General features: G+C 35.1%; 22 protein-coding genes. 12 read left to right on the top strand and 10 right to left on the bottom strand.

The genetic code is table 11. The annotated features are described in order from the left end of the window. Positions 1–5: 5 nt before the first annotated feature. Genes rsxC through L3049_RS07405 form a run of 3 tightly spaced genes read right to left on the bottom strand, consistent with a single transcriptional unit; the run spans position 6 to position 2,748 of the window. Positions 6–1,334: an electron transport complex subunit RsxC gene (gene rsxC, locus L3049_RS07415; RefSeq protein ID WP_275109170.1), complete on the bottom strand. Its 1,329-nt coding sequence runs from the start codon at positions 1,332–1,334 to the stop codon at positions 6–8. Between the two features lie 15 nt (positions 1,335–1,349). Then, positions 1,350–2,315 carry a Fe-S cluster domain-containing protein gene (locus tag L3049_RS07410; RefSeq protein WP_275109169.1) on the bottom strand — a complete coding sequence of 322 codons (966 nt, stop codon included), beginning with the start codon at positions 2,313–2,315 and terminating at the stop codon, positions 1,350–1,352. A gap of 4 nt (positions 2,316–2,319) precedes the next feature. Then, a complete protein-coding gene (locus L3049_RS07405) occupies positions 2,320–2,748 on the bottom strand; it encodes a SoxR reducing system RseC family protein (RefSeq protein ID WP_275109168.1) in 429 nt (142 codons plus the stop codon). Positions 2,749–3,261: 513 nt separating this feature from the next. Here L3049_RS07405 and L3049_RS07400 point away from each other — a divergent pair. Next, positions 3,262–3,732: a hypothetical protein gene (locus L3049_RS07400; protein ID WP_275109167.1), complete on the top strand. Its 471-nt coding sequence runs from the start codon at positions 3,262–3,264 to the stop codon at positions 3,730–3,732. A 69-nt stretch (positions 3,733–3,801) separates the two neighbouring features. Here the strand turns inward: L3049_RS07400 and L3049_RS07395 are convergent, their stop codons facing one another. Next, positions 3,802–5,196 carry a hypothetical protein gene (locus L3049_RS07395; protein WP_275109166.1) on the bottom strand — a complete coding sequence of 465 codons (1,395 nt, stop codon included), beginning with the start codon at positions 5,194–5,196 and terminating at the stop codon, positions 3,802–3,804. A gap of 150 nt (positions 5,197–5,346) precedes the next feature. After that, entirely contained in the window at positions 5,347–7,452 is a 2,106-nt protein-coding gene (recG, locus tag L3049_RS07390; RefSeq protein WP_275109165.1) for an ATP-dependent DNA helicase RecG, read from the bottom strand. 354 nt (positions 7,453–7,806) lie between these two features. Between recG and L3049_RS07385 the strand changes: the two genes are divergently transcribed. Together L3049_RS07385 and L3049_RS07380 are read left to right on the top strand one after the other, a co-directional pair. Next, entirely contained in the window at positions 7,807–8,367 is a 561-nt protein-coding gene (locus L3049_RS07385) for a cob(I)yrinic acid a,c-diamide adenosyltransferase (RefSeq protein ID WP_275109164.1), read from the top strand. Between the two features lie 53 nt (positions 8,368–8,420). Beyond that, positions 8,421–8,642, top strand: a complete 222-nt coding sequence (locus L3049_RS07380) for a DUF2795 domain-containing protein (protein WP_125031983.1) — start codon at positions 8,421–8,423, stop codon at positions 8,640–8,642. Between the two features lie 97 nt (positions 8,643–8,739). On the opposite strand, the gene L3049_RS07375 is transcribed toward L3049_RS07380, so the two are convergent. From L3049_RS07375 to L3049_RS07355, 5 genes are all read right to left on the bottom strand, one after another. Beyond that, positions 8,740–10,317: an OstA-like protein gene (locus L3049_RS07375; protein WP_275109163.1), complete on the bottom strand. Its 1,578-nt coding sequence runs from the start codon at positions 10,315–10,317 to the stop codon at positions 8,740–8,742. Positions 10,318–10,324: 7 nt separating this feature from the next. Further along, complete coding sequence (locus tag L3049_RS07370) at positions 10,325–11,290, bottom strand: AAA family ATPase (RefSeq protein ID WP_275109162.1); 966 nt, start codon at positions 11,288–11,290, stop codon at positions 10,325–10,327. A 78-nt stretch (positions 11,291–11,368) separates the two neighbouring features. Beyond that, on the bottom strand, positions 11,369–12,721 hold the full coding sequence (locus L3049_RS07365; RefSeq protein ID WP_275109161.1) for a peptidylprolyl isomerase: 1,353 nt from the start codon (positions 12,719–12,721) through the stop codon (positions 11,369–11,371). A 10-nt stretch (positions 12,722–12,731) separates the two neighbouring features. Beyond that, entirely contained in the window at positions 12,732–13,574 is an 843-nt protein-coding gene (locus tag L3049_RS07360) for a hypothetical protein (protein ID WP_275109160.1), read from the bottom strand. Position 13,575: 1 nt separating this feature from the next. Continuing rightward, entirely contained in the window at positions 13,576–15,213 is a 1,638-nt protein-coding gene (locus L3049_RS07355) for a peptidylprolyl isomerase (protein WP_275109159.1), read from the bottom strand. Between the two features lie 339 nt (positions 15,214–15,552). On the opposite strand from L3049_RS07355, the gene L3049_RS07350 reads away from it, so the two are divergent. The 9 genes from L3049_RS07350 (at position 15,553) to L3049_RS07310 (ending at position 25,403) form a co-directional block, all read left to right on the top strand. Then, on the top strand, positions 15,553–17,460 hold the full coding sequence (locus L3049_RS07350; protein ID WP_275109158.1) for a RecQ family ATP-dependent DNA helicase: 1,908 nt from the start codon (positions 15,553–15,555) through the stop codon (positions 17,458–17,460). 100 nt (positions 17,461–17,560) lie between these two features. Further along, a complete protein-coding gene (locus tag L3049_RS07345; protein ID WP_275109157.1) occupies positions 17,561–18,184 on the top strand; it encodes a DUF5063 domain-containing protein in 624 nt (207 codons plus the stop codon). Between the two features lie 46 nt (positions 18,185–18,230). Beyond that, positions 18,231–18,815: a 3'-5' exonuclease gene (locus tag L3049_RS07340; protein ID WP_275109156.1), complete on the top strand. Its 585-nt coding sequence runs from the start codon at positions 18,231–18,233 to the stop codon at positions 18,813–18,815. Between the two features lie 137 nt (positions 18,816–18,952). Further along, entirely contained in the window at positions 18,953–20,140 is a 1,188-nt protein-coding gene (locus L3049_RS07335; RefSeq protein ID WP_275109155.1) for a class I SAM-dependent rRNA methyltransferase, read from the top strand. 123 nt (positions 20,141–20,263) lie between these two features. Continuing rightward, entirely contained in the window at positions 20,264–21,469 is a 1,206-nt protein-coding gene (locus L3049_RS07330) for a DEAD/DEAH box helicase (RefSeq protein ID WP_275109154.1), read from the top strand. Between the two features lie 20 nt (positions 21,470–21,489). Further along, positions 21,490–22,695, top strand: coding sequence for a protoporphyrinogen/coproporphyrinogen oxidase (locus tag L3049_RS07325; RefSeq protein ID WP_275109153.1), 1,206 nt, complete (start codon positions 21,490–21,492; stop codon positions 22,693–22,695). A gap of 69 nt (positions 22,696–22,764) precedes the next feature. Continuing rightward, the gene (locus L3049_RS07320; RefSeq protein ID WP_275109152.1) at positions 22,765–23,256 is read left to right on the top strand and encodes a hypothetical protein; all 492 of its coding nucleotides are present in this window, start codon (positions 22,765–22,767) and stop codon (positions 23,254–23,256) included. Between the two features lie 16 nt (positions 23,257–23,272). Further along, positions 23,273–23,890, top strand: coding sequence for a Tex-like N-terminal domain-containing protein (locus tag L3049_RS07315; protein ID WP_275109151.1), 618 nt, complete (start codon positions 23,273–23,275; stop codon positions 23,888–23,890). Next, positions 23,841–25,403 carry a helix-hairpin-helix domain-containing protein gene (locus L3049_RS07310; RefSeq protein WP_275109150.1) on the top strand — a complete coding sequence of 521 codons (1,563 nt, stop codon included), beginning with the start codon at positions 23,841–23,843 and terminating at the stop codon, positions 25,401–25,403. The genes L3049_RS07315 and L3049_RS07310 overlap by 50 nt, the downstream gene beginning before the upstream one ends. The last annotated feature ends 150 nt before the right edge of the window (positions 25,404–25,553 follow it).

Below are 25,553 nucleotides of genomic sequence, written 5' to 3'. Positions count from 1 at the left end.
AATTTTTATTTCCTAGCTCTCATAATTTGACCAACTTTACCTTTACCCAATCGAATATAATCCAAAAGAGGTCGGGTTGCAGGACATGTAAAACTACAAGAACCACACTCGATACAATCCATTACAGCATCGTTTTCAAGCCTCTCGTATTCTTTTTTATCAGCTAATACCATTAATAAATATGGCTCTAATCCCATAGGACAAACTGAAACACATTTACCACAACGAATACAGGCCTTGGTTGCTTTACGAGCGGTTTCTTCTTCAGCTAATAAAAGTAAACCAGAGCTACCTTTTGTTAAAGGCACATCAACACTTACAAGAGCTTTACCCATCATTGGACCACCACCAACAATCTTGGCTGTATCTTCTGGTAGTCCTCCAGCTGCTTCAATGATGTCGCTAACAGGTGTACCCACTCTGAATTTCCAGTTCGAAGGATTCTTTAATGATTTACCAGTGATAGTCGCTACACGCTCGAACAAAGGTTTATTTTTTTGAATTGCTTCATAAACAGCAAAGGCAGTTCCTACGTTCTGCACAACAGCTCCAACTTCAATTGGAAGTGCTCCGGAAGGAACTTCACGTTTCATTGTAGCAGAAATCAATTGTTTCTCACCACCTTGAGGGTACTGTGTCTTTAAAGGGCAAACTTCGATTCCTGAATATTTAGTTGCTACCTGAGTCATGTGGGCAATAGCATCTGGTTTGTTGTTCTCAATACCGATAATTGCTTTTTTAACCTCAAGAGCTTTCATTAGAATTTCAATTCCCACCATAATTTCATCTGCTTTTTCAAGCATCACTCTATGATCAGAAGTTAGGTAGGGCTCACACTCAACCGCATTGATCACAAGTACCTCGGCAGTTTTACCAGGAGGAACTGAAAGTTTCACATGAGCAGGGAAGGTCGCACCACCAAGTCCAACGATACCTGCATCTCCAACACGTTTGATGATTTCTTCCTTAGTCTGAGTTATTTCTGTTACAAGATCTTCACTTCTGTCGATATGTTCTAACCACTCATCACCATCAACTTTAATGATAATAGACGTACGGCGGAAACCAGTTGCATCCATTACATCATCAACCTTAAATACCGTTCCCGATACCGAAGAGTGAATGTTGGCAGAAACAAAACCTGACGATTGAGCTATAACTTGACCTACTTTTACTTCATCGCCTTTTTTAACGATTGCTTTAGCAGGAGCTCCAATATGTTGAGCAATTGGAATAGTTGCTATTTTAGGGATTGGCAATTCCTGGATTGCGCTTTGAGCAGAAAGTTTATTTTCTTCCGGATGAATACCCCCTATTGAAAATGTTTTTAACACTGATTGTCCTCCTATTTATTTGTTATCAGATGTTCCGTCTTTAGCTTCTTTTGCTTTTGGCTCAGGCTTAGCTTTTGGAGCTTCCTCTGTTTTTGCCTCAGCTTTTGGTGCAGCAACAGGTTTTACAGTTGCAGCAGTAGGTTTAGTAGCTGGCTTTTCTTTACGAGGTGGGAAATTCAACTCGTGAATCGCATTGGTTGGGCAAACAATAACACATTTGCGACATAACTTACACTTGTTGTAATCGATATATGCCAGGTTATTTTCAAGTGTAATAGCGTCGAATGGACATTCTTTCACACATTTACCACAACCAATACAAGCTACAGAACAAGCTTTCTTAGCGACACCACCTTTGTCTTTGTTTACACAGGAAACAAAAATACGACGACTTTTAGGACCTTTCTTTCTAAGTTCTATAATGCTGTTTGGACAGGCTTTAACACAAGCGCCACATGATACACACTTGTCTTCAATAATTACAGGTAAACCTGTTTCCTTATCCATATACATGGCATCGAAATTACAAGCATCAACACATTCGCCTAATCCTAAACATCCATGTTGACAACCCGTGTCTCCAGAATAAAGAGATGCTGCAATAGTACAAGATGTTGCTCCATCGTAAATATTTGTTTTAGGACGGTTGTCGCATGTTCCATTACAGCGAATGACAGCAACAGTTGGGTCTGCAGCTTTTACATCGTGTCCTAAAATACCTCCTACATGTGACATGACTGCAGCTCCACCAACAGGACAGTTAAAGTTCGAAATATCATCAGCTTTAACTAATGCTTCAGCGAAACCTCTACATCCTGGGTAACCACAACCACCACAGTTGGCAGCAGGTAATGCTTCTTCTACCTCGTCAATTCGAGGATCTTCATACACTTTGAATTTTTGTGCTACAAAGTAAAGGATGATTGCCGCGGCAACCCCAATAGCACACAAAGCAAGAATAGTAATTACTATAATGTTCATTGTTTTAAATATTTACAATTTTGTGTATTGTGAACGAAAACGTTTTCTTAAGTCGATCTTTAAAAAAGGTTAGTATAATGTAATAAGGGATTAAAATAGCTAAGGCTGATAATCCACTGATTAATTCGTTTTCTGTTATTGCTGTCGCAACGAAAAGTGTAATTAGCACTATAATAAAAGGCAATACATAAGCTAGAAACATGGCTAACCAGCCTAAAGATTCCCTGTAGCTTAAGTTAACTTTTTCACCTACCTCAAATTTGTTGCTGTAATCAATAACATCGATTGACTTCTCTTTCATATCGGACATGGTACATGCTCCTTTTGCATGACAACCCGAACAAGCTGATACGTTTACGATACCAACACTAATCTTCCCATCCTTTATTTCAAGGATTGTCCCCTCGTGATCAATCTTTTTGGGATCTTGCATTTCTTGTTTCCCTTTTAGTTACTTTTTTCAAGTTGAAAATAGCTGTCTGAATTGGTGGTGTTTTTGTATTAACCATCATCTAATCAGTATGCTAAAATCAGGGTGTTATTTAACACATCGCAACAAAAATAATACTTTAGGACACATTCTATTCTGCAAAAGTCAATTTATAGTGTGTTTAAATAGAGGGACTTCCCTACTTTTGTAAACTAGAGATTACAATTTTACTTCTATCTCTGTTGATTACAGTTAGTTTGGGCGATTATGGAAAAAAATCGGTATTTTAAGTCCTTTTTGCAATCGTGTTAATTTAGATTGAGTGTAAATAAATCTTTAGGAATTGTAATTATCCATTGAGATCTCCCTAGGATATTTACAAAAGAGGATTCTAAAAACTTATTCGCGAAAATGAAGGAAGGAGCGTCTTCTTAGCAATTAAAATAATTATGATATAAATTTAGATCTAATGATAAAGATTATTAATTTAATGCTTCAATTAAAAATAACAGACTTATGAAGAAATTTTTATTACTAGCATTTCTGCTTCTGCCTGCCATGTTGATGGCTAAAACTCAAAAATTAGAATCTTTTGATCAAGTGATGGATGCTTTAAAAGAAGGAAAAACAGTAAAGGCAGTATTTTATTATAAGGATTGCCAGTTGATTAGTGATAACGAAATTGAAGAGGAAAGTGTGGATGCTATTGGTGGAATGAAAATTGATACATGGGAGTATTTCGCAAAAATGTCAATTCGAAATAAAGAAGCATTTGTTGTTTGCTCTACCGCAAAAATGATTGCTAACCCTAAAGGGAAAGGTTACGTGTACAATTACGTTAAAATAAAAATAAAGGAGACTGGGAAAGTAAAGATTACCGCGAACTATGTTGATTCGGTTACTCATGAAGAAACAATGACTGAAAATTTCTTTACTGAAATAAACAAAGGAGAAGTAGGAGCAGCTCATTTTTTTGCTGTAGACTAAAAAAAATCATATAAAATAAGAAAGCGCAATCCAATTGGATTGCGCTTTCTTTATGTGTTTGTGTTTTATTTAGAATTGAAATCTTAAAGCCATGTAAGGCATTACTGTATTGTCAGCCTTGTAAGATCCATTTTCCTGCTCTGTCCAAGACCATCGGTAATCAATACCCGTTACTAATATTGGACTAATTTTATAAGCAAATCTCATTACAGCCAATGAGTTTTCATCAAATGTAAATGTGTCACTCATTTTTGTTAGGTTTCCTTTTGTATAATACCCTTCAATGATAATTTTGTCGAATAAATCTTGAGTTCGCAAGTTTAACTGAACTGTTGCTGGAGATTCTTCACTCACATGATCTGGTAAGAGTAAATTACCACCTACCATTATTTTATCTAAAATAGATGCAGTTACGGATCCATAAATGCCTTCTTGGCTTTTTACATCACCTAAAGTTGCAATTTTGGCATCTTTATTTACTTCATAAATAGCATCAAAAAATTGAGGCATATAGTTGTCGGTGTACCATAAGCGTTCAATACGAGAATTCAGTTTGAACAAATTGCCAATAACATTCATATTCGCATTTAAACCAATACCTGTTCCTTTACCAGCTCCGTATCCTTGAGTGGGAGGGACCAATTGATGAAATGCTACTAACGAGTCTGATTTTACTTTTCTTAACCTGCTGTAGTGAGCATATCCCGTAAGGTTAATAAAGTTAGAGTTGATCAATAGAATTCCCATGTCCAGTCCATAAGCTTCGATACCATCAGATAGGAATTCATTTTTCCCACTGTTTTCGTCAAATCGATCCGTTTGATCTTTATCAGTAATGTAGGTAAAACCAAAATCAAGGGTTTTAATTACTGGAATTCCACTGGCTCCAAAAGGACGAACATAAGGACGAACGGCAAAAAGGTTGAATGATTTACTGTTGAAATCACTGTACATTCCTTCAATACCGAAAATCTTTTTTATTCTGATATCGTAAGCAAAACCTACTTTTCTTTTCTCGTAACTAGGAGAGTTGCTGTAGTTGTTTACTAAACTACCATAACCAATTGCTTCTCCTTTAAGTTGTCCTAATTTTAGGTAAACAGGGTCTTTTTTCTTTCTACCATAGCGTAAATAGCTAATCAAACGAAGAATTCCTGATCCATTTTTAAATTCATCTGTGTATAGATCTCCATTGTCCAGATTAAAGTATAAAGGTACATCCAGACCAATTCCAACTTTTCCAAAACTCAAATCGGGTTGAAAACGAACACCTGCGTAATTTTCACCTCCAATTTGGGCGAAAGCAAATGCACCTGTAAATGAACTAATAGAGTCTGGATTGCTAAGATTAGTGAAAGAATTATCGAAACCAAAAACAGGGTAATCGTTTTGTGCAGAAGTACTTGTTGCGAACAAAAAGATGCTTAGCGCAAATAGAATTGATAGTTTTAGTGATTTTTTCATAGATATAATAGAATAGTTAATGTTAGAATAGAACCGAAAATAGGCTTTGTTACCCTACTTTATCAGTATTGTTTGGTAATTTGATAATAAAGATATTGTTTTCTGTCAAATGAACAGATTTTATTGGGGATTATTGAATGACGATTAGGTTTAACTGATTACACTCCAGTTGAATTGAGCTTTACTTAGACGTTTGACTTGTTTTGCAAGTGTATGATTGATTTCTTTTTCGAGTAATGGATCTTTGTCGAGTATACTTTGAGCAATATCACGTGCATATTGCAGTACTTGTCCATCTTTTGCCAAATTGGCTATTTTTAGATCATATGCAATTCCACTTTGTTGCGTTCCTTCAATATCTCCAGGTCCTCTTAGTTTCAAATCAACTTCAGCAATTTCGAAACCATCGTTGGTTCTGACCATGGTCTCAATCCGTTTTTTCGATTCGTTGGAAAGCTTATAATCTGACATGAGAATACAGTATGACTGATCGGCACCACGACCAACACGCCCTCTAAGCTGATGGAGTTGAGATAGGCCGAATCTATTGGTACTTTCAATAATCATGACAGAGGCATTAGGAACATTAACACCAACTTCAATAACGGTAGTTGCTACCATTATCTGGGTTTCTCCTCTGGCAAAACGTTGCATTTCAGTGTCTTTTTCTGCAGGTTTCATTTTGCCATGAACCATACTGATTCCATACTTCTCAGGTGGAAAGAAACTGGCTACAGATTCATAGCCTTCTTCAAGGTTTTTGAAATCCATTTTTTCTGATTCCTTAATCATAGGATAAACCAAATAGATCTGACGTCCCAAATCGATTTGTTTTTTCATGAATTTGTAAACCTCTTGTCGCTTGTTCTCAAAATAGTGAACAGTTTGAATGGGTTTACGTCCTGGTGGAAGTTCATCGATAACAGATACCTCCAAATCACCATAAAGCGTCATCGCTAATGTTCTAGGAATAGGAGTAGCGGTCATAACTAAAATATGCGGTGGGATTGGATTTTTAGCCCATAGTTTAGCTCGTTGTGCTACGCCAAATCGATGTTGCTCATCAATAATAACGAAGCCCAGGTTTTTAAACTGTACAATATCTTCTAATAAGGCATGTGTTCCGATCAAAATTTGCAATTCGCCACTTTTAAGTTGCTCGTGAATTACTCTTCTGTCTTTTTGTTTGGTTGATCCTGTTAGAAGGGCAACTTTAATATTTAAGCCTTCTAAAAACTCACAAATGGTTTCAAGATGTTGGGTTGCCAGAATTTCCGTTGGAGCCATCAAACAAGCTTGGCATCCGTTGTCAAGAGCCATAAGCATACTCATTAGTCCAACAAGGGTTTTTCCACTCCCTACATCTCCTTGAAGCAAACGATTCATTTGCTTTCCAAGACCAACCTCTTTTCGAATTTCTTTTAATACGCGCTTTTGTGCATTGGTCAATTCAAACGGAAGATTGTTATTGTAAAAGGCATTGAAATATTCTCCAATTTTAATAAACTGGTGTCCCTGATAAAGAATTTTACGCTTCATCTTCTTTTTCAGAATATTCAGCTGAATGTAAAAAAGTTCTTCGAATTTTAATCTGTATTGTGCCTTTTTTAAAACTTCAGAATTCTCAGGGAAATGAATTTGAAAAAGAGCATCATGTAAATTGATTAAACCTAAGTGTTTTACTAAATAAGCAGGAAGTGTCTCCGGTATTTTGCCATTTAATGACTTAAGCGCATTTTCTTGAAGTTTGTGTATTGCTTTCGAGTTAAGAAAACTGCTTTTCATCCTTTCAGTAGTAAGATAAAAAGCTTGTAAAGAGGCATTTAATTTGTCATTTTTACTTGCACTCTCTTCAAGTTCAGGATGAACAACATTTATTTTCCGATTGAACTCAGATGGCTTACCAAAAACAATGTATTCTGTATTTGGTTTGAGGCTAGCTTTAATATACTTAATGCCTTTAAACCATACCAATTCCAATACATTTTTTCCATCGGTAAATTGGGCAACTAGTCTTTGTTGTCTTTTTTCGCCTACGGTTTCGATGCTTGTGATTTCTCCTCGTACCTGTATGTAGGGTAATTTGGAGTGGATTTCACTAATTGCATAGAATTTAGTTCTATCAATATATTTAAAAGGAAAATGATATAGTAAATCTTCGTAACTATAAATTGATAATTCCTTGTTCAGGATGGTGGCTCTTTTGGGGCCAACACCAGCTAAAAATTTTATGTCGAGTCCAGCTAATTCAGACATGGATTTTGTTCTATTCTATAATGGCAATGCTAAATTTTAGATTTAGCTTATTGAAAAATTATTTAAATCATAAAAGTACAAACAAAAGTAGATTGAAAAACAATTTTTAAAAAGAAATGAAAGCCTAAAGTTGGCTTGTGAGCTGAAAAGATGAAACCGGTTAAATTGATCTCTTTTGGTTTGGGTTTATTTTAGTAGGTTTTTTGATAAATGAAGGAAATTCGATTTAACGAAATTATGCATGAAAGTATCCTTTTTAGCTATTGTAAAAGTTCAGCGAAATTTTATCTTTGTAGTAGCGTTGATATTTGACGAAAAAGTGAATGGTTGAATAGAAGCTAAATAAAATTAAAGATGACAAAGTTCAAAGTATATACAAAAACGGGAGATTCCGGAACCACTGGATTAATTGGTGGTACTCGAGTTCCTAAGCATCATCTTCGTCTCGAAGCCTATGGGACAGTTGATGAATTGAATTCATATATTGGTTTGATTCGTTCACACGAAATAGAGAAAAAATCAAGCGATATTTTACTTATGATTCAAAATAAACTATTTCTTATTGGTTCACGTTTAGCCACAGATGATACTAAATCTGATCTGAAAGAGAAGTTAATTATAGAAGAAAGTGATATTCTGTTGTTAGAGAAGGAGATGGATCGAATGGATGAATCCTTGCCAGAATTAAATAACTTCGTTTTACCTGGGGGAGATCCTCTTAATGGCTATTGTCATATCGCTCGTACGGTTTGTCGTAGAGCAGAAAGAAGAGCTAATCAATTAGCTGCAGAAGTAGATGTTAATCCATTATTATTGAAATATATAAATAGACTATCAGACTATTTATTCATTCTTTCGCGTAAAGTACTGACAGATTTGGGCAAGGATGAAATTAAATGGATGCCGGACTTGTAGATTCAGAAAAAAAAATTATATTCGCAAACTGTAAAAAAAGCAAAAATAAGACTATGTATTGGACTCTAGAATTAGCTACGAAGCTAGAAGATGCACCATGGCCAGCATCAAAAGATGAATTAATTGATTACGCAATTCGTTCGGGAGCGCCATTAGAGGTGATCGAAAATTTGCAAGAAATCGAGGACGAGGGTGATGTGTATGAGAGTATTGAAGATATTTGGCCCGATTATCCAAGCAAAGGAGATTTTCTATTCAACGAAGACGAATATTAAAAAAAAAAATGGGGTTTTGTATAAAACCCCATTTTTTATGCTTCAAATTTCTTTGAGCTCCTATACCAGCTTAATGGTATAAGTATTTTTAATGAAATTATTCTATTTCACGTAATAGTTCTGGTTTTAGTTCAGGCTCACTTATTTCTAAAAGTTTTTTATCCCAAATAAAAATATCCTCTTTTCTTTTGGGCTGATCTGATTCTAGCCATTGGAATTCTTTTAGATATAACATTTCCTTCTCAACTTGGAAGAGGGGATACATATTGCCGTCTGGCTTTTTGATAAAGATGATCTGATCAATCTTATTCTCTTTTATTCTTATGCTGATATTGCTACTTTTAGCAGTATTCATTCCCATTATTATTCCTTTATCCATAGGATAGTACAATGTCTCTCCATTCCCACTGATGTCAAGTTTATACAACTTATTATCTTTCACATGTCCAAGCATGTTTTTGCCTTTTATTTGATTGTAAAAGGTCGTGTCTTCCTTAGAGCAAAGAAATGATGATCCACGAAAGTGCAAGTATCTAATGGCTTCATTTTTAGTTTCAATACCAATTGTATCCGCAACTATTTGATTTCCCTGTGCCCATAAAACAGGATTGTTAAAAAGGCGAATGGTCGAATCTTGCATAGTATAAACCAGAGAATCACATTTACCTTGCAAGTCCGGTCTAAAAAACTTCACGCGATGAAAGGCTTTTATTCTTTCAAAATTAGATGTGTCTTTGTCAAGGCGTAAACTATCTGCATGCAAAAATAAGGAATCTTGTTCTGTAACTTGAATAAACACTGCAGAATCGGTCATTAAGGCTTCCTCAGTACTTTTAAAAGTCTCTAAGTAATTTCCTTTAAGAATAATATTATTGATCGTATCTCGCAATTCTACATGATCAAAAATTCTAGCCAATTCGTTGTTTCGATCTAAGTAGATGCTATCTCCTTTAATCTGATACGATTTGCTGTTTAGTTCTGTGTTTTTTAAGAATTGAGAAATATTAGTTGATGTATTGTACCATCCATCTTCAGAATACAAAGTTTCTTTTTCACCTACAATATCAGTTGGGCCTAAAATAAAGGCAGTTTTACTAACGGTATTGTATTTTAAAGTGTCTGAGAATAAGTCGTAATCTTCAGTATGAACCTTAACGCTATCCTTAAAGAATAACAATTCATCTTTGGTATAATACCTGCCAATTTCACTGTTTAGAACATTGGTCGAATCAATAATTTGGCCGCCATTAAAGTAGTAACCAACACTTTCATTCATATCAAAATCAAGAAATTGTGTTGTAACGGTAACCGACTTATTTTCCAGTTTCACATTATTTCTCAACTCTGCATATTTTCGGTTGCCATAATACTTCAAGTAATCACCGTAGATGTGAACGGTGTCAGCATTAATGATGTGTACCTTGCCAAAAGCTTCCAAGCTATTTTCTTTTTCATACTGGTAGGCACTATCGCAATACATTTTAATATCTCCGTGAGTAATGAAAACATTACCAAGAAATTTGTTAAGTACAGGATCGGTGTTTCTAACAAACTTGACTATGTCCGAGTTTTTAATATCTACTTTCGACTTCTTTTGAGCCAAAGTAGATGTGTAAGCCAAGCACAAAAGGCTTGTGAGAATAATTAATATGTACTTGTTAGCTTTACTAAGCATTATATTTTTACTTTAAAAGTTCTGTAATGATGTCTTCAATACTGATTCCTGCAGCCTCAGCTTTGTAATTCTTCATAATTCGATGTCTAAGTATGGAAACAGCAACTTCTTTAACATCTTCGATATCTGGTGAATATTTTCCCGACAGCAGAGCGTTAGTTTTTGCCCCAATTACCAAATATTGTGATGCTCTTGGTCCAGCTCCCCAATTGATGTAATCATTTGCCATTGGATGTGCATGTTCTGTGTTTGGCCTTGTTTTGGCAGCCAGGTTTACAGCATATTCCAATACGCTTCTATTAATTGGTACTTTTTCAATTAATTTCTGATAATAAAGAATTTTATCTGCTGATATTATTTTTTCTAGAGCAATTTCTTTGCCAGAAGTTGTGTTCTCAACAATGGTCAGTTCATCTTCAAGTTTTGGATAATCTAAATAGATACTAAACATGAAACGGTCAAGCTGAGCTTCAGGTAGCGGATAAGTACCTTCTTGTTCGATTGGGTTTTGCGTTGCCAATACGAAAAAAGGCTTCTCTATTTGGTAGCTTTTGCCATTTACCGTTACCATTTTTTCTTGCATTGCCTCAAGTAATGCCGATTGCGTTTTTGGCGGCGTACGGTTTATTTCATCAGCAAGAAGAATGTTTGCAAACAAAGGGCCTTTAATAAAATTGAATTTTCTATCGTTGTTTAAAATTTCAGTTCCAATAATATCCGAAGGCATTAAATCTGGTGTGAATTGAATCCGCTGATATTTTAAATCAAGAACCTGAGATATGGTGTTCACAAGAAGTGTTTTAGCCAATCCAGGAACACCAACAAGTAAGCAATGTCCATTGCTAAAAATGGAAATCAGCACTTTTTTAATGATGTCATCCTGACCAAATATCTTCTTTCTGATTTCAGCAGTTAATTGTTGGTAATCTGCTTGCAAAGCATTTGCAGCTTCTACTTCAGTTTTAAAATTCATCAGATTTGGTATTAGTTATTGCCTTTAATAAATCAGACACAGCATTGGCTGTGTCTGAAAAATATATTGGTATTTCGTTTATTTTAACCAGCCTTTAAATCTAAATTTACCGTTTTTATAAGAGTCGTCGATATGAACGTAAGTACTCTTTTGTCGCGATGAGATCCATTTGTTTAGAATTTTTTGCTGTTTCTTATTGGTTAGCATGTTCTCAAACTGGCTCCAGTCATCGCTCAAGTTCGCTTTGTGCGATTTCGTTTCCGACTTTATCTTAATAATTTTATATAACTCTTTACCTTGAGAATTGTCAAGAAAAGCGGCAGAAATCTCATTAACTTTTAAGGTGTTAATTTGTTTGGCAATAGCAGGAGGTAAATTGTCTTTTTCAAATTCAGACGTTCCTGTGTATGGATTCACCATTAAACCACCGTTATTTTTAGTATCCTTGTCATCTGAATAATAGAATGCTGCTTCTTCGAATTTGATTTTCTCATTTCGAATATTATCTGCAATACTATCTAAGATATTAGTTGCTTCTGTTCTGTCAGTTTGCAAGATACGTGGCTTAAGAAGAATATGACGCACGTTAATTCTCTCACCTTTACGATCGATAAGTTGAATGATATGGAAACCATATTCAGACTCAACAATTTTAGAGATCTTGCCAGGCTTCAAGTTAAAAGCTTCATTCGCAAATTCAGGAACTAGATTAGCTCTGGGTGTGAAACCAAGTTCTCCACCACGTTGAGAACTACCTGGATCTTCAGAATAAAGTACAGCAAGTGTTGCAAAACTTTCACCTTTCATAATACGATCACGATAGCTTCTTAGTTTCTCTCTAATACGATCCTTCTCATTATCTGAAATTTTTGGATTTTTTACAATTTGTTGAACTTGTACTTCGCCAGGTATAATAGGTAAACTATCAGTTGGTATTGTATTGTAAAATTCTCGAACTTCAGCTGGAGTAATGCGGATGTTCTTTGTTATCTCAGCTTGCATTTTTTCTTTGATACGCTCGTCGCGAGTATCATCGCGAAGATCGTTTTTCATTTCAAGCATGGTTTTACCAAAATATTGCTCCAGTTTCTCTTTAGAACCAACTTGCTGAATGTACATCTCAATCTTACGTTGAAGATCGTTTTCAACTTCCTGCTCTGTAACTTCAATACTATCAACTTGTGCTTGAGCAATCATCAGTTTTTCAATCAAAAGGTCTTCAAAAATCTCTGATTTTAAATCTACGCTTCCAGAAGTATATCCTTGATTTTGTAAGCTTAAAAATCTATTTTCTACATCCGATTTAAGAACCACTTGATTTCCAACAACGGCAATAACTTTATCTACCATGTTATCTTGGGCATTGGCAGAGAAAGCACCAATCACAACCATGATCAAGAGGGTATTAAATTTTTTGAAAATGTAATGCATATGTGAAAGTTTAGTAAATTTTGAATTTGTTTTTTGATTCGGCATCTCTGAAAATGCTTTCCTCCATATTTTTAATAAACTGAATTTTTCGTTTGTTTATTAATATTTTCTTAATGTCTTCCTTAACAAATGGTAAAGGAGCTAAATTGTTTTTAAGCTCATATTTTTGAATTTTAACAAAATAATGATGAGTTGAATCACTAATTTCATAGTGTTTTCTCGTTTTTAAGAATCTCTCTTCATTATTTATCTTGCTTGGAAGCATATTTAAAAGCTCTTGGGCATAAATCCATTGCTCGCTAAAATTATCAAATTTTGTGGCATTTTGAAAACAGTAGTCTTCTAATTTATCCCAATCTTCATCTTTTTCCGATTTATACAGTTTTTGGATGTCCTTAAGGTTTGGAACTGGAATGGGAACTTTAATGTATAATGCCTTGATAATGTTTCTGTTTAGTGTGAAGTTGGCAGCATAATCTTTGTAATAATTATCAATATCAAACTGACTAACTAGTGTATCAATTTTTTGTTCGATTAACTGTTGTTGATATTTGTGAATAATTAAGGATGAGCGGTAATCTTCAACCATTTTGCTTACATCTTTGTCGCTTTCCGTTAAATTTAGTTCAGCTCTAGAAATAATAAGCTGTTTTTTAATCCATTGATGAATGTAATTTTCGGCAATCAGAGTACTGTCTTCTTTGTTGGTTTCATTAGGTATTGCCTCTTGAATAGAGCTCAGGTATAAGATTTTATCCTTTACTTTTGCAACAGGTTTGTCGTTTTTAGTTTTATTCGTTTCGCAAGAATAAAATAGTACTGTGAATAATAATAGTAGCGAATATTTAGTCATCTTATTTTTCTGCAATTTTGTTAAATGTCGACTGTGATATTTTAATTTTGTATTCAGAACGCAATTTTTCTTCCCAAATTGCATTTAAATACGCTTTGTAGTCAGCAACTACTTTAAATTTTATGCTCTCGAAATCGACATTTTTATCGTATTTGCTTCGGTTCTCGTGATAATATTTCAGCAAATTGAATTGGCTATTAGTCGCAGGTAACCAAACCTTTTGTTTCGTAATGTTCTTTACCAGTATTTTATTTTTGTAATTCTGAATCCGATTTTTCAAGGCAGAATTGTTCTCAAGCAACTGTTTTTTGTAAAAGGCTAAGATACTATTGTTTGAGAAATTATCGTAAACTCGGTTAATGTATTCTATGAAATTTTCATAAATATCTTTTGATGCCTGTTGGCTTAAGTAAGCTGCAAAATCTTCTTGCGAATATTCAATCCCTCCAATGGTAAATAAAGGCTGCCATAAATCAGCATAAGCATAATCTAAAATAGAGTAGAAGTTAGAGAGTAATTCTCTATTTTCTTTAAACTGATATTCCTTCTTAATTTTTGATAGAAGTTCACCTGAGCTAGTTTTTGATCGACTATCCTGCGAAATTAATCGACTAATTTCTTCTCTGCATTCCTCTAACGATGAATAATCTTTACGATCTATTAATTGCAATATATGATAGCCAAATTCTGTTTTTACAGGATTCGAAATTTCATTCTTTTCTTTTAATTTAAAGGCAGCTCTTTCAATTTCCGGATGCGTTTCAAACAAGCCAAACCAGGGTAGTACACCGCCTAAATTTGCTGACCTTTTGTCAGAGGAGTGTTTTTCAGCTAATTTTTCAAATTGATTTTCCTTTTTGAGTATAGCATGAATCGAATCGATTTGCTGTTTTATTTGAAGGTGATTCCGTTTGTTGTACTCAAGTAATATGTGTCTGATTTTTACGCTGCCAGGATTTGGGATTTTATCCATTACCTGTATGATGTGATAACCAAACTGTGTTCTAATTGGGTTTGAGTATTCATGCAAGTTTAGCTTGTAAGCAGCAGATTCAAAAGAATAATCCATATCGAATGCTGTAAAATATCCAATTTCGCCATTGTTTCTTTTTACCGATTGATCATCAGAATGTTTTTGAGCTATTTTCCCGAATGATTTACCTTTTACAAGATATTTTTGAATTTTCTTAGCTTCTGTATAGGCAGCAAGGGTGTCTTTAGGGGATGCATGCCCGTGTATTTTTACTAAAATGTGTCTTACCTTTATATAATGTTGAATCCGTTCATGCGCCTCAATAATTTGCTCTTCGGTAATTGTTGTCGGATACAGAAAAGAATGGAAAGCAATGTCTGAGTAGATTTGCAAATCTCTTAGTACTTCCTCTCGTTTGTTGATATTGTTTTTTTCGGCGGCTTTTACTTTTAGATGGAATAGAATAAATTGATCTAACTTTTCCTTTGTTGTTAATCGATAGATGTTTGTATCTGCTAATTGTTCGTTTTTGCAAAAGTTTAAAAACGCTTCTGATGAATAGACAGTATCATTAATTGTAAAAAGAGTATCCTTCGGATTACTTTGTCCAAAGCTTGCCGATTGGCAACAAGTAAATATCAATAGATAAAATAATACTCTTCTCATTTAACGAATTTAAATTATTCATTGAAACACGAAAAAAATAGCAGCCTGCGCAGTTCGCCGACCAGCTTGAAATCTCAGATGCAATTATACATTGTGCATTACTTTAATGTAAGCAGAAAAAATTAAATCTTCAGAATTAATTTATCTGATACAAATGATATTATACAATGATTTTAGCTTTAAATTGCAGACGAAATTACAAAAAATAGTGGAACGGATATTGTTCAGAATTCTAAAAAGTGTTAAATCGCTGATTCTATCTAAAAGTTACTATTTTTAATTAGTTTTTTTAATTTATTATGGAGTTAATTTAGTTCAAAATGAGTGTAATTCAGTTGGATGGATCGATTTAATAAGATTCTTAAGGAATATTGGGGATATGAAGGTTTTAGACCTTTACAGGATGAGATTATCAAATCGGTAGCGGATGGGAAAGATACGCTTGGATTGATGCCTACAGGTGGAGGTAAATCTTTGACTTTTCAGGTGCCAACATTGGCTATGGATGGACTTTGTATTGTGGTTTCTCCCTTAATCGCTTTAATGAAGGATCAGGTTTTAAACTTGAAAGAAAAAGGCATTAAAGCTGAACTTTTGTATTCTGGCTTGTATGCTCGAGAGATTGAAATAATCTTAGATAAATGTTTATTTGGCGGGATTAAATTCCTATACATTTCTCCAGAACGAATTCGATCGGATGTTTTTCAGAAGAAATTGAAGCAAATGAATGTTTGCTTAATTGCTATCGATGAGTCACACTGTATCTCTCAATGGGGATACGATTTTCGTCCCTCTTATTTAAAGATTATCCAACTTCGGGAATTGTTGCCTCAAGTTCCTGTTCTTGCTTTAACCGCTACAGCGACGCCCGAAGTTGTTGATGATATTCAGGATCGTTTGGGTTTTGCAAAGAAAAATGTTTTTAGAAAAAGTTTCGAAAGGGAAAATTTAGTGTATTTGGTTCGCGAAATAGAAGACAAAAGACGCTACCTACTAAAGATCTTAACCAAACAAAAAGGAAGTTCTGTTGTATATGTTCGAAGCAGAAAAAAATGCAAAGAGCTGTCTGAGTTTCTGAAAACAAACGGAATTAAAGCCGAGTTTTATCACGCAGGTCTTGATAATGCCGTAAAAGATATGAGGCAGGAAAGATGGCGTGACGGTGTTGTGCAGGTTATGGTAGCTACAAATGCTTTTGGTATGGGAATTGACAAATCAGATGTTCGAACGGTAGTTCATCTTGATTTGCCGGATACACTTGAAGCCTATTTTCAGGAAGCTGGTCGAGCAGGTCGCGATGGAAAACGTGCCTATGCCGTGATGCTTTATTCAAATCCGGATAAGGTGAAATTGTTAAAACGAATTTCTACGACTTTTCCAGAACCAGATTTGGTGAAAAGAGTCTATCAATCGGTTGGGAATTTTTTGCAAGTAGCTGAAGGAGCAGGACGAGATTCTGTTTTTGATTTTGATTTGGGCCTGTTCTGTCAGAATTTTAAGTACAATGTGTTGCAAGCATTCAATAGTCTTAAGATTTTACAAAGAGCAGGCTATCTTGAATTAACAGATGATTTGGAGCATGAATCAAGAATTCATTTTCAGGTTGAAAGAGATGATTTGTACAAGTTTCAAGTAAGCAATAAAGATTTTGATGCATTCATTAAGATGCTTCTTCGATCATATACCGGTTTATTTACTGATTTTGTTCCTTTAAATATTGATTTGCTTGCAAAAAGATCGAATACCAAGAAAGAAGTAATTGCGAATTATCTTAAAGAGCTTTCCAAATATAAGGTGATTCAATACATTCCGCGAAAGAAAACACCTTACCTTATTTATACACAAGAACGCTTACCGCTTAATTTTATCAAATTAACAAAAGAGGTTTATCAGGAAAGGAAAGATAATTTGTCTTTGAAAATTAATTCAGTAATTAATTATGCAGAGACAAAAACAACTTGTCGTTCTAAATTTTTATTGGAGTATTTTGGGCAAGGAAATGCTCCTAAATGTGGTTTCTGTGACATTTGTAAGGAGGCCGAAGAAAAAGGTCTGACAAAGGCCGAGTATAAGGAGATTTATGAAGAAATTATTTCTATTCTTGGGACGGAGATCGTAAGCGTAACGAGGCTAATTGAGAAATCGACACATTCTGAGGAAAGAGTATTAGAAGTGATTCGATTTCTAAAAGATAATGAAGAAATAGAGTCATTAGATGGCAATAAGATTCGTTTACTTTCTCTATAAATAGCTTTTATTTTACAGTTTGTGCGCAGTAGTATCTTGTTATTCTGCCAAATATTTGTAAAATCTTGTTATTTTTGCATTTGGACAGTAAAAATAGAAGATGGAAGAGAAGTTTGATCATGTCGTTTATTCGAAAAATGTTATTGAGTTTGTTACCGTAGCAAATGAGTTTTGTTTGTTATTAGAAACCTGTGCGAAAGTTTCAAAAATAGAGTTTGTTGAAACGGCACAGAAACTATTACCTCTGATTTATTTAAAGGCATGTTTATTGCCCAAAAATGAAAGTGAATTAGAAGAAGAGGTTGAGAAGTTTGTAGCTGAAGCAGATTGGGAATTTATCCATTCATCAGTGCAAACAAAAATGGGAGCCCACGATCAATATTTAGAAGTTTTCGAGCAAGATATGGAGTACAGTGAAACACCTGTAGTAGCTTCTATTTCTGAGAATTTTGCTGATATTTACCAGGATCTTAAAGATTTCCTTACCTCGTACAGAATTGGAAACATGGATGTAATGAATGAAGCTCTATGGGATCTAAATAATAATTTCTACCAGAATTGGGGACAAAATTTAGTAAATTCGTTGCGTACAATTCATAATTTGGTCGCAAGACAAGAAAATTTTGATGAAGATATTGATCCATCTGATGCCTCAAATTTAGATGAGATTGACTTAAGTAACTCTATTTTTTCGCAGCGAAAAAAAGAGTGGGGAGAAGACTAGTAGACTAGGGAAATAAATTCATGTTTCCCTCAGAAAAAGAGTATAGATGTTATCATTTCAGAAATCAATTACAAAAGAAGAAATAAACGACCTCCCATTAGAAGCTTTCGAAGGTGAAATTATTTTGGTTGATCAGGGAGAGGAGCTTCAAGAGGCTGTTGACTACCTGAAACAATATCCAATTCTTGGATTTGATACTGAAACTCGACCGTCATTTAAAAAAGGAAGAGTAAATGATGTTGCTTTGCTGCAACTAGCTGCAAATTCTAGAACTTTTCTTTTTAGAATTAATAGAATTGGATTGCCTCAGCAATTAGTTGATTTATTGGCCGATCCTGAAATCATAAAAGTTGGTGCAGCTATTAAAGATGATATTCGAGGTTTACAGGATATCACAGATTTTGATGGTAATTCTTTCTTAGAACTTCAACAGTATGTATCAAGTTTTGGGATAGAAAATTTTTCACTTAAGAAATTGGCTGCAATTGTTTTAAGAATTAGAATTTCGAAGCGTCAGCAAGTATCCAATTGGGAAGCTGAAGAATTGAGCTGTGGTCAATTGAGATATGCGGCAACTGATGCATGGGTCTCTTTAAAAATATTTGAAAAGTTAAAGGCTTCTTTAAAGTAATAAACTACGAGTTGCCATAATAAAATTCACATTCGGAAACATTGCCGAGTGAGATGTTAATTAATGAATTAAATCTGCACGACAGAAGTCTTTTTTGTCGGGATTTTATTCAATCAATCAGAAAAGAAATTTCCAAAATGATAAATTATCCAAAAGTAATCCTGAAGCAAGGGAAAGAGAACTCGATTAAGCGTTTTCATCCTTGGGTATTTTCCGGAGCTGTTGCTCGCGTTGATGAAGGTTTAGAAGAAGGAGATTTGGTATCGGTTTATACTGCAAAAGAAGAATTTTTAGCGATTGGACACATCGCAATTGGTTCAATTGTTGTACGAATTATTTCTTTTGAAGAAATAGAAATCAATCTTGATTTTTGGAAAAATAAATTCGAATCTGCATGCAACATGAGAAAAGCAATAGGCTTGTATGGTGTTGCAAACAATAATGTGTGTCGATTAGTACATGGTGAAGGAGATAGCTTGCCAGGTTTAATTGTCGATTATTATGCTGGAACGGCAGTTATTCAAGCTCACTCAGTGGGAATGTATCTGCATCGTGGTGAAATTGCTGAAGCTCTAAAAGAAGTTTTAGGTGATGACTTGATTGCAGTTTACGATAAATCGGAAGGAACGATTCCATTTAAATCAGGAATAGAGCCAACTAACGAATACCTATTAGGAGAGACTAAAGATTTTACTGCTATAGAAAATGGCTTGAAATTTAAGGTAGACTGGCTAGAAGGACAAAAAACGGGTTTCTTTATCGACCAACGTGAAAACAGATCTTTATTGGAACGTTATTCAAAAGGACGATCTGTATTGAATATGTTTTGTTATACAGGTGGTTTTTCATTTTATGCCATGCGAGGCGGAGCCAATTTGGTTCATTCAGTAGATGCTTCAGCAAGAGCTATTGAGGTAACAAACGAAAATGTTGAGTTAAACTTCCCTGGTGATAAAAGACACGAAGCATTTGCGACTGATGCGTTTAAATATCTAGATGATTCTGATCAGAAATACGATTTAATTGTTCTGGATCCTCCTGCTTTTGCAAAGCACAAGAAAGTCTTGTCAAATGCACTTAAGGGGTATAAACGATTAAATCTAAAAGGTTTCCAAGCTATAAAAAAGGGTGGAATCATGTTTACTTTCTCTTGCTCGCAAGCTGTTAGTAAAGAGGATTTTAGAAAAGCTGTTTTTATAGCTGCTGCAAATGCAGGACGTCGTGTTCGTATTTTACACCAACTAAATCAACCTGCTGATCATCCTGTGAATATTTTCCATCCTGAAGGGGATTACCTTAAGGGACTGGTATTGTACGTAGAATAGGAATGATATTTTTATGTGGGAATCGGCAAAGAATCAGCACTTTTTTGTATCTTCCCATTTGCTTGATATTTAGTTGGTTTTCAGTAAGGAAAGCCGAATAATGAATAACTAAATCGAAAAAAATTGAAGTTTTCTGAATTTAACTTTACTCCTGAATTAATGGATGGGCTTAATGCCATGGGATTTGAAACTCCTTCTCCAGTTCAGGAACTTGCTATACCTCAAATAATTGCAGATAAGGATTTGATTTGCTGCGCACAAACAGGAACGGGTAAAACCGCGGCCTACTTGTTACCAGTAATGGATAAAATACAAAAGAATAAAATTGATGGTTTTAGTACCTTAATTTTAGTTCCAACTAGAGAACTTGCCATGCAAATTGATCAGCAAATGGAAGGCTTTGGATATTTTGTATCGATTACTTCTCTTTCGGTTTACGGTGGAGGTGATTCCTCTGTTTGGGATCAGCAGAAAAAGGGATTAATTGAAGGTGCTGATGTGGTAATTGCTACTCCAGGACGAATGATTTCTCACCTGAATTTAGGCTATGTAAATACGACTAAATTAAAGCATCTTATTTTAGATGAGGCGGACAGAATGTTGGATATGGGATTTTATGAAGATTTAATGCAAATCGTTAATCACCTGCCAAAAGAACGTCAGAATTTAATGTTCTCGGCTACCATGCCATCAAATATTCGTAAGCTGGCAGGAACCATGATGAATGATCCTGAAAGTATTAATATTGCGATTTCGAAACCTGCGGCAGGAGTATTGCAAGCAGCATACATGGTGTATCCAGAACAAAAGATTCCTTTAATTATTAATTTGTTAGCAGAAAAGGATATCAAAAGTGTTATTATTTTTTCTTCTACCAAGTTGAATGTAAAAGCAATTACCAAAGATTTAAAAAAGCATAAATTTAAAGCAGCGGGAATACAATCTGATTTGGAACAGAATGAGCGTGAGGAAGTTCTTCGTGATTTCAAAAATAGAAAACATCAGATTTTGGTCGCTACCGACATTATTGCCCGTGGTATTGATATCGACTCGATTGATTTGGTAATTAACTTTGATGTACCACGCGATGCGGAAGATTACGTACACAGAGTTGGTAGAACAGCCAGAGCAGAGACTGAAGGTGTTGCCTTAACGTTTATTACGCCAAAAGATCAGATCGATTTTAAGAAAATTGAAGATTTAATAGAATCTGAAGTATATAAAATTCCTGTACCAGCAGAATTGGGTGAAGCGCCGGAATACAATCCGAAAAGCAGACCAACTGGGAAGAGGAAGTTTGTAAAGAAAAAGAATTTCAAAAAGAAATAGAAACCTAAACAAACCCACGCATGCCCCATTCTAATACTTACGACATGATTGTTGTTGGCGCTGGAATCAGCGGTTTAACACTGGCAAATAAAATAGCCAAATCTGGCAAGAAAGTACTTGTACTTGAAAGCAAAGAAAAAGTAGGTGGTTGTCTTAATACGCATTATCATGCAAACAATGATTTTTGGGTAGAGATGGGAGCACATACATTTTATGCTACTTATGCCAATCTAATTCAACTATTGCAGTCGAATGGATTGGAATCAGATATTGTAGCTCGTGAGAAAGTGGGGATGAAAGTGTTTACAGATCAACACGAAAAGATTTTTTCGAAGATTGGGAAATTTGAATTGCTAACTTCTGTTCCCAATTTGTTTTTCTCTAAACGAGATGGCAAAACGGTAAAAGAATATTTTTCGAAAATTGTTGGTAAGAAAAATTACGACAAGCTCTTTACGCGTATGTTTAGTGCAGTAATTGTTCAAAATGCCGATAATTTTACCGCTGAATACTTCCTGAAAAAACGAAATACCAAAAGCAAAGAACATCCTAAAAGCTTTATCCTGAAAAAGGGAATGCAAAGCTTCATGGAACGATTAGCTGAATCAGAAAATATTAAGGTTTTAACAAAGCAGACTGTTGTTTCTATTAAAAAGGAAAAGGAAGTAAGTGTTACGACCGAAGGAGGCGAGTTGTTTACCGCTAAAGACATTGCCTTTGCGGTTTCTCCGGAGTTGGTTGCCAGTATGGTTTCCGAAATCAATCCAAAACTATCTGAGCGACTAACAGAGTTCCCTACCCAGAATATTATATCAAGAGGAAATGTATTGGCAAAAGAGAAGGTGAATTTTGAACCCGTTTCTTTTGTGATCCCATTGCAAGGACCTTGTTTTTCAATGGTTACGCGTGATGTATTGTCACACAACGAATCAAGAGGCTTTGCTTTCCATTTTGAAGATGGTAAAATCTCGAATGAGGAACAAGAGCAATTCATGTCGGAACTTTTGGGAATAGAGAAAGCTGAAGTTGGAGATACAATTGAGGCAACACACAAATTACCTTTACTCACTTTAGGACACAAAGAAAGAATCCAGGAGATTCAAGATTTATCGGAACAAGAAGGGATTTACCTGTGCGGCAATTATTTTAACGGACTTTCGTTAGAAGATTGTGTGGAGCGTTCTGTGAATGAATTCGAGCGATATTGTAAGAATTATAAGTTATAAATTAAGAATTATAACGAGTATTTCTTAATTGAGTAATCTATTTAAAGTTATACAAATCATTTTATGCAATTGAGTAAAAAAGAGATTCAGTACTCTTTGTTAGGAGTTTTATTACTCGTATTTGTTGTGTGGCTTGGATTGCGAATGAACAAATGGAACAAATATTTAAATTCTTCTGAAAGGTTAATTACTGTTGCGACATTTTATGATAGCCATCGATCGGGAGGATCTAAAAGTGATTCTAGGACCTTTAAATATTTTTATAAAATTAATAGGAAAATTTACTTTGAATCAGTTGTTGTAGACTACATAAAAAAGGATGAAGTAGGAAAAGGAAAGATTGTACAATTTTGTATTGTTATATCTAAGATAGATCCAACGATTCATTGTGTTATTTGGAATAAAAAAATTAATAACTTTCAAAAGATCAGACATATTTGCAATTACAAAATTGATGAAAGAACCATTCAATATTATACAATGATGATTGGTTTAACCCCAAGAGGGAGGCTTGATCCTGAGGAAGAAGTGGAATTAAGAAAAATAAATTTACTTCATTAGAATTGTTCTTTAAATGATGAAAAAATATATAGAATACATTACGAAAAGCTTGCAATTGCAGGTTTCTCAAGTTGAAAACACCGTAGAATTGCTAAACGAAGGGGCAACTTTACCTTTTATTGCGCGCTATAGAAAAGAGCGTACCGGAAGTTTAGATGAGGTACAAATTGGAAATATAAAAGATGAATTGGCTCGGTTGAAAGAGCTGGATAAGCGAAGAGAAAGCATTATTGAAGCGATTGATAAGCAAGATAAAATGACTGATGAATTGCTTGCAAAGCTTAAGGCTTGCACCCAGCTTAATCAGCTAGAAGATATATACCTGCCATACAAACTTAAGCGTAAAACCAGAGCCGTAAAAGCCAGGGAGAAAGGTTTAGAGCCTCTGGCTAAAATTCTAATGAAGCAAGCTGAACGCGATGTGGAAGGCAGAGCAGCTCAATTTTTATCGGACGAAGTACCAAACGAAGAGGAAGCTCTGCAGGGTGCTCGCGATATAATTGCCGAATGGGTAAATGAGAATGAAGTAGCCAGAAATTCGGTGCGTAGCATTTTTCAGCGCCAAGCAGTTATTCGATCGAAAGTTGATAAAAGGCAAAGAAGAGGAAGGAGCAAAATTCAAAGATTATTTTGATTCAGAAGAATCTTTGAAAAGAGTAGCTTCTCATAGAATATTGGCTTTACGAAGAGGAGAGGCCGAAGGAATTTTGCGTGTTAGTATTGCACCTGATGAGGATGAGGTTTTAGATCGTTTGGATCGAATTTTTGTAAAAGGACAAACAGATTCTTCGAAACAAGTTGAATTGGCTGGAAAAGATGCTTATAAGCGTTTACTAAATCCGTCTATTGAGACAGAGTTTGCTAAAAGTTCAAAAGAAGCTGCCGACATAGAAGCAATTCGTGTATTTGCGGAGAATCTACGACAATTGTTACTTTCTTCTCCTCTTGGACAGAAACGTGTTTTGGCTATCGATCCTGGATTTAGAACGGGATGTAAAGTTGTTTGTTTAGATGCGCAAGGTAACTTGTTGCATAACGAAACGATATATCCTCATGCCCCACAAAATCAGGGGAAGATGGCTGCTAAGAAGCTCACTAATATGGTTGAGACTTATAATATCGAGGCCATTGCAGTAGGGAACGGAACCGCAGGACGAGAAACGGAACGTTTTGTAACCAACTTGCATTACGATAGAAAGGTTCAGGTATTTGTGGTAAGTGAAGCAGGTGCTTCAATTTACTCAGCATCAAAGGTTGCAAGAGAAGAATTTCCGGAATATGATGTAACGGTTCGTGGAGCTGTATCTATTGGTCGTCGATTGATGGATCCACTTGCCGAATTGGTGAAAATTGAACCGAAGTCCATTGGAGTTGGGCAATATCAGCACGATGTAGATCAGAATCTTTTACAACAAAGTCTCGATCAGGTTGTGGAATCTTGTGTCAACAAGGTTGGAGTTAATTTGAATACGGCAAGTAAGCATCTGCTGACTTATGTGTCTGGATTAGGACCACAATTAGCCCAAAATATTGTTGATTATCGGGCAGAAGAAGGAGCTTTTACGTCACGTAAGCAATTAATGAAAGTAAAGCGAATGGGAGCAAAGGCCTATGAGCAATGTGCTGGATTCTTAAGAATTCAAAATGCTAAGAATCCACTAGATAACTCAGCTGTTCACCCTGAAGCGTATGGCATTGTAAAGCAAATGGCGAAGGATTTAAAGTGTTCGGTAGCCGATTTAATTGCCGATAATGAATTGCGAAAGCAATTGGATCTGAATAAATATGTAAGTGCAGAGGTGGGATTGCCAACCCTAAAAGATATTATGGAGGAGTTGGAGAAACCAGGACGTGATCCGCGTCAAATTATTAAGGTATTTCAATTTAAAGAAGGAATTTATAAGATTGATCAGTTGGAAGTTGGGATGGAATTACCTGGTATTGTTACCAATATCACTAACTTTGGAGCCTTCGTTGATGTAGGTGTTAAGCAAGATGGTCTTGTGCATATTTCACAATTGGCTAATCGTTTTGTATCAAACCCTGCCGATGTGGTACAATTACATCAGCATGTAAATGTAAAAGTTACTGAGGTTGATGTCGTAAGAAAAAGAATTCAACTATCGATGAAAGATGTTGAGCAGTAGATTGCTGTTAAGAATATTGAATAGTCCTGGTAAAACTAATTTTACTGGGATTTTTCATATTTACAGGTTGATCGAAATTTAGTTGATTTTGTGAAATTTTCAATCCAATGATAGTTTATCACCACAAGTTTGTGAAAGCTTCCTGCTCAT

The organism is Labilibaculum sp. DW002, assembly GCF_029029525.1.
GTDB classification, from domain to species: domain Bacteria; phylum Bacteroidota; class Bacteroidia; order Bacteroidales; family Marinifilaceae; genus Paralabilibaculum; species Paralabilibaculum antarcticum.
Note: the sequence above shows the minus strand (reverse complement) of the source record. Positions and strands in the feature narration are given on the sequence as shown.

Bases quoted from the DNA above. Each gene is read 5' to 3' on its own strand.
- L3049_RS07410 (WP_275109169.1), bottom strand. From the start codon at position 2,315: ATGAACATTATAGTAATTACTATTCTTGCTTTGTGTGCTATTGGGGTT.
- L3049_RS07405 (WP_275109168.1), bottom strand. From the start codon at position 2,748: ATGCAAGATCCCAAAAAGATTGATCACGAGGGGACAATCCTTGAAATA.
- L3049_RS07400 (WP_275109167.1), top strand. From the start codon at position 3,262: ATGAAGAAATTTTTATTACTAGCATTTCTGCTTCTGCCTGCCATGTTG.
- L3049_RS07395 (WP_275109166.1), bottom strand. From the start codon at position 5,196: ATGAAAAAATCACTAAAACTATCAATTCTATTTGCGCTAAGCATCTTT.
- recG (WP_275109165.1), bottom strand. From the start codon at position 7,452: ATGTCTGAATTAGCTGGACTCGACATAAAATTTTTAGCTGGTGTTGGC.
- L3049_RS07385 (WP_275109164.1), top strand. From the start codon at position 7,807: ATGACAAAGTTCAAAGTATATACAAAAACGGGAGATTCCGGAACCACT.
- L3049_RS07380 (WP_125031983.1), top strand. From the start codon at position 8,421: ATGTATTGGACTCTAGAATTAGCTACGAAGCTAGAAGATGCACCATGG.
- L3049_RS07375 (WP_275109163.1), bottom strand. From the start codon at position 10,317: ATGCTTAGTAAAGCTAACAAGTACATATTAATTATTCTCACAAGCCTT.
- L3049_RS07370 (WP_275109162.1), bottom strand. From the start codon at position 11,290: ATGAATTTTAAAACTGAAGTAGAAGCTGCAAATGCTTTGCAAGCAGAT.
- L3049_RS07365 (WP_275109161.1), bottom strand. From the start codon at position 12,721: ATGCATTACATTTTCAAAAAATTTAATACCCTCTTGATCATGGTTGTG.
- L3049_RS07360 (WP_275109160.1), bottom strand. From the start codon at position 13,574: ATGACTAAATATTCGCTACTATTATTATTCACAGTACTATTTTATTCT.
- L3049_RS07355 (WP_275109159.1), bottom strand. From the start codon at position 15,213: ATGAGAAGAGTATTATTTTATCTATTGATATTTACTTGTTGCCAATCG.
- L3049_RS07350 (WP_275109158.1), top strand. From the start codon at position 15,553: ATGGATCGATTTAATAAGATTCTTAAGGAATATTGGGGATATGAAGGT.
- L3049_RS07345 (WP_275109157.1), top strand. From the start codon at position 17,561: ATGGAAGAGAAGTTTGATCATGTCGTTTATTCGAAAAATGTTATTGAG.
- L3049_RS07340 (WP_275109156.1), top strand. From the start codon at position 18,231: ATGTTATCATTTCAGAAATCAATTACAAAAGAAGAAATAAACGACCTC.
- L3049_RS07335 (WP_275109155.1), top strand. From the start codon at position 18,953: ATGATAAATTATCCAAAAGTAATCCTGAAGCAAGGGAAAGAGAACTCG.
- L3049_RS07325 (WP_275109153.1), top strand. From the start codon at position 21,490: ATGCCCCATTCTAATACTTACGACATGATTGTTGTTGGCGCTGGAATC.
- L3049_RS07315 (WP_275109151.1), top strand. From the start codon at position 23,273: ATGAAAAAATATATAGAATACATTACGAAAAGCTTGCAATTGCAGGTT.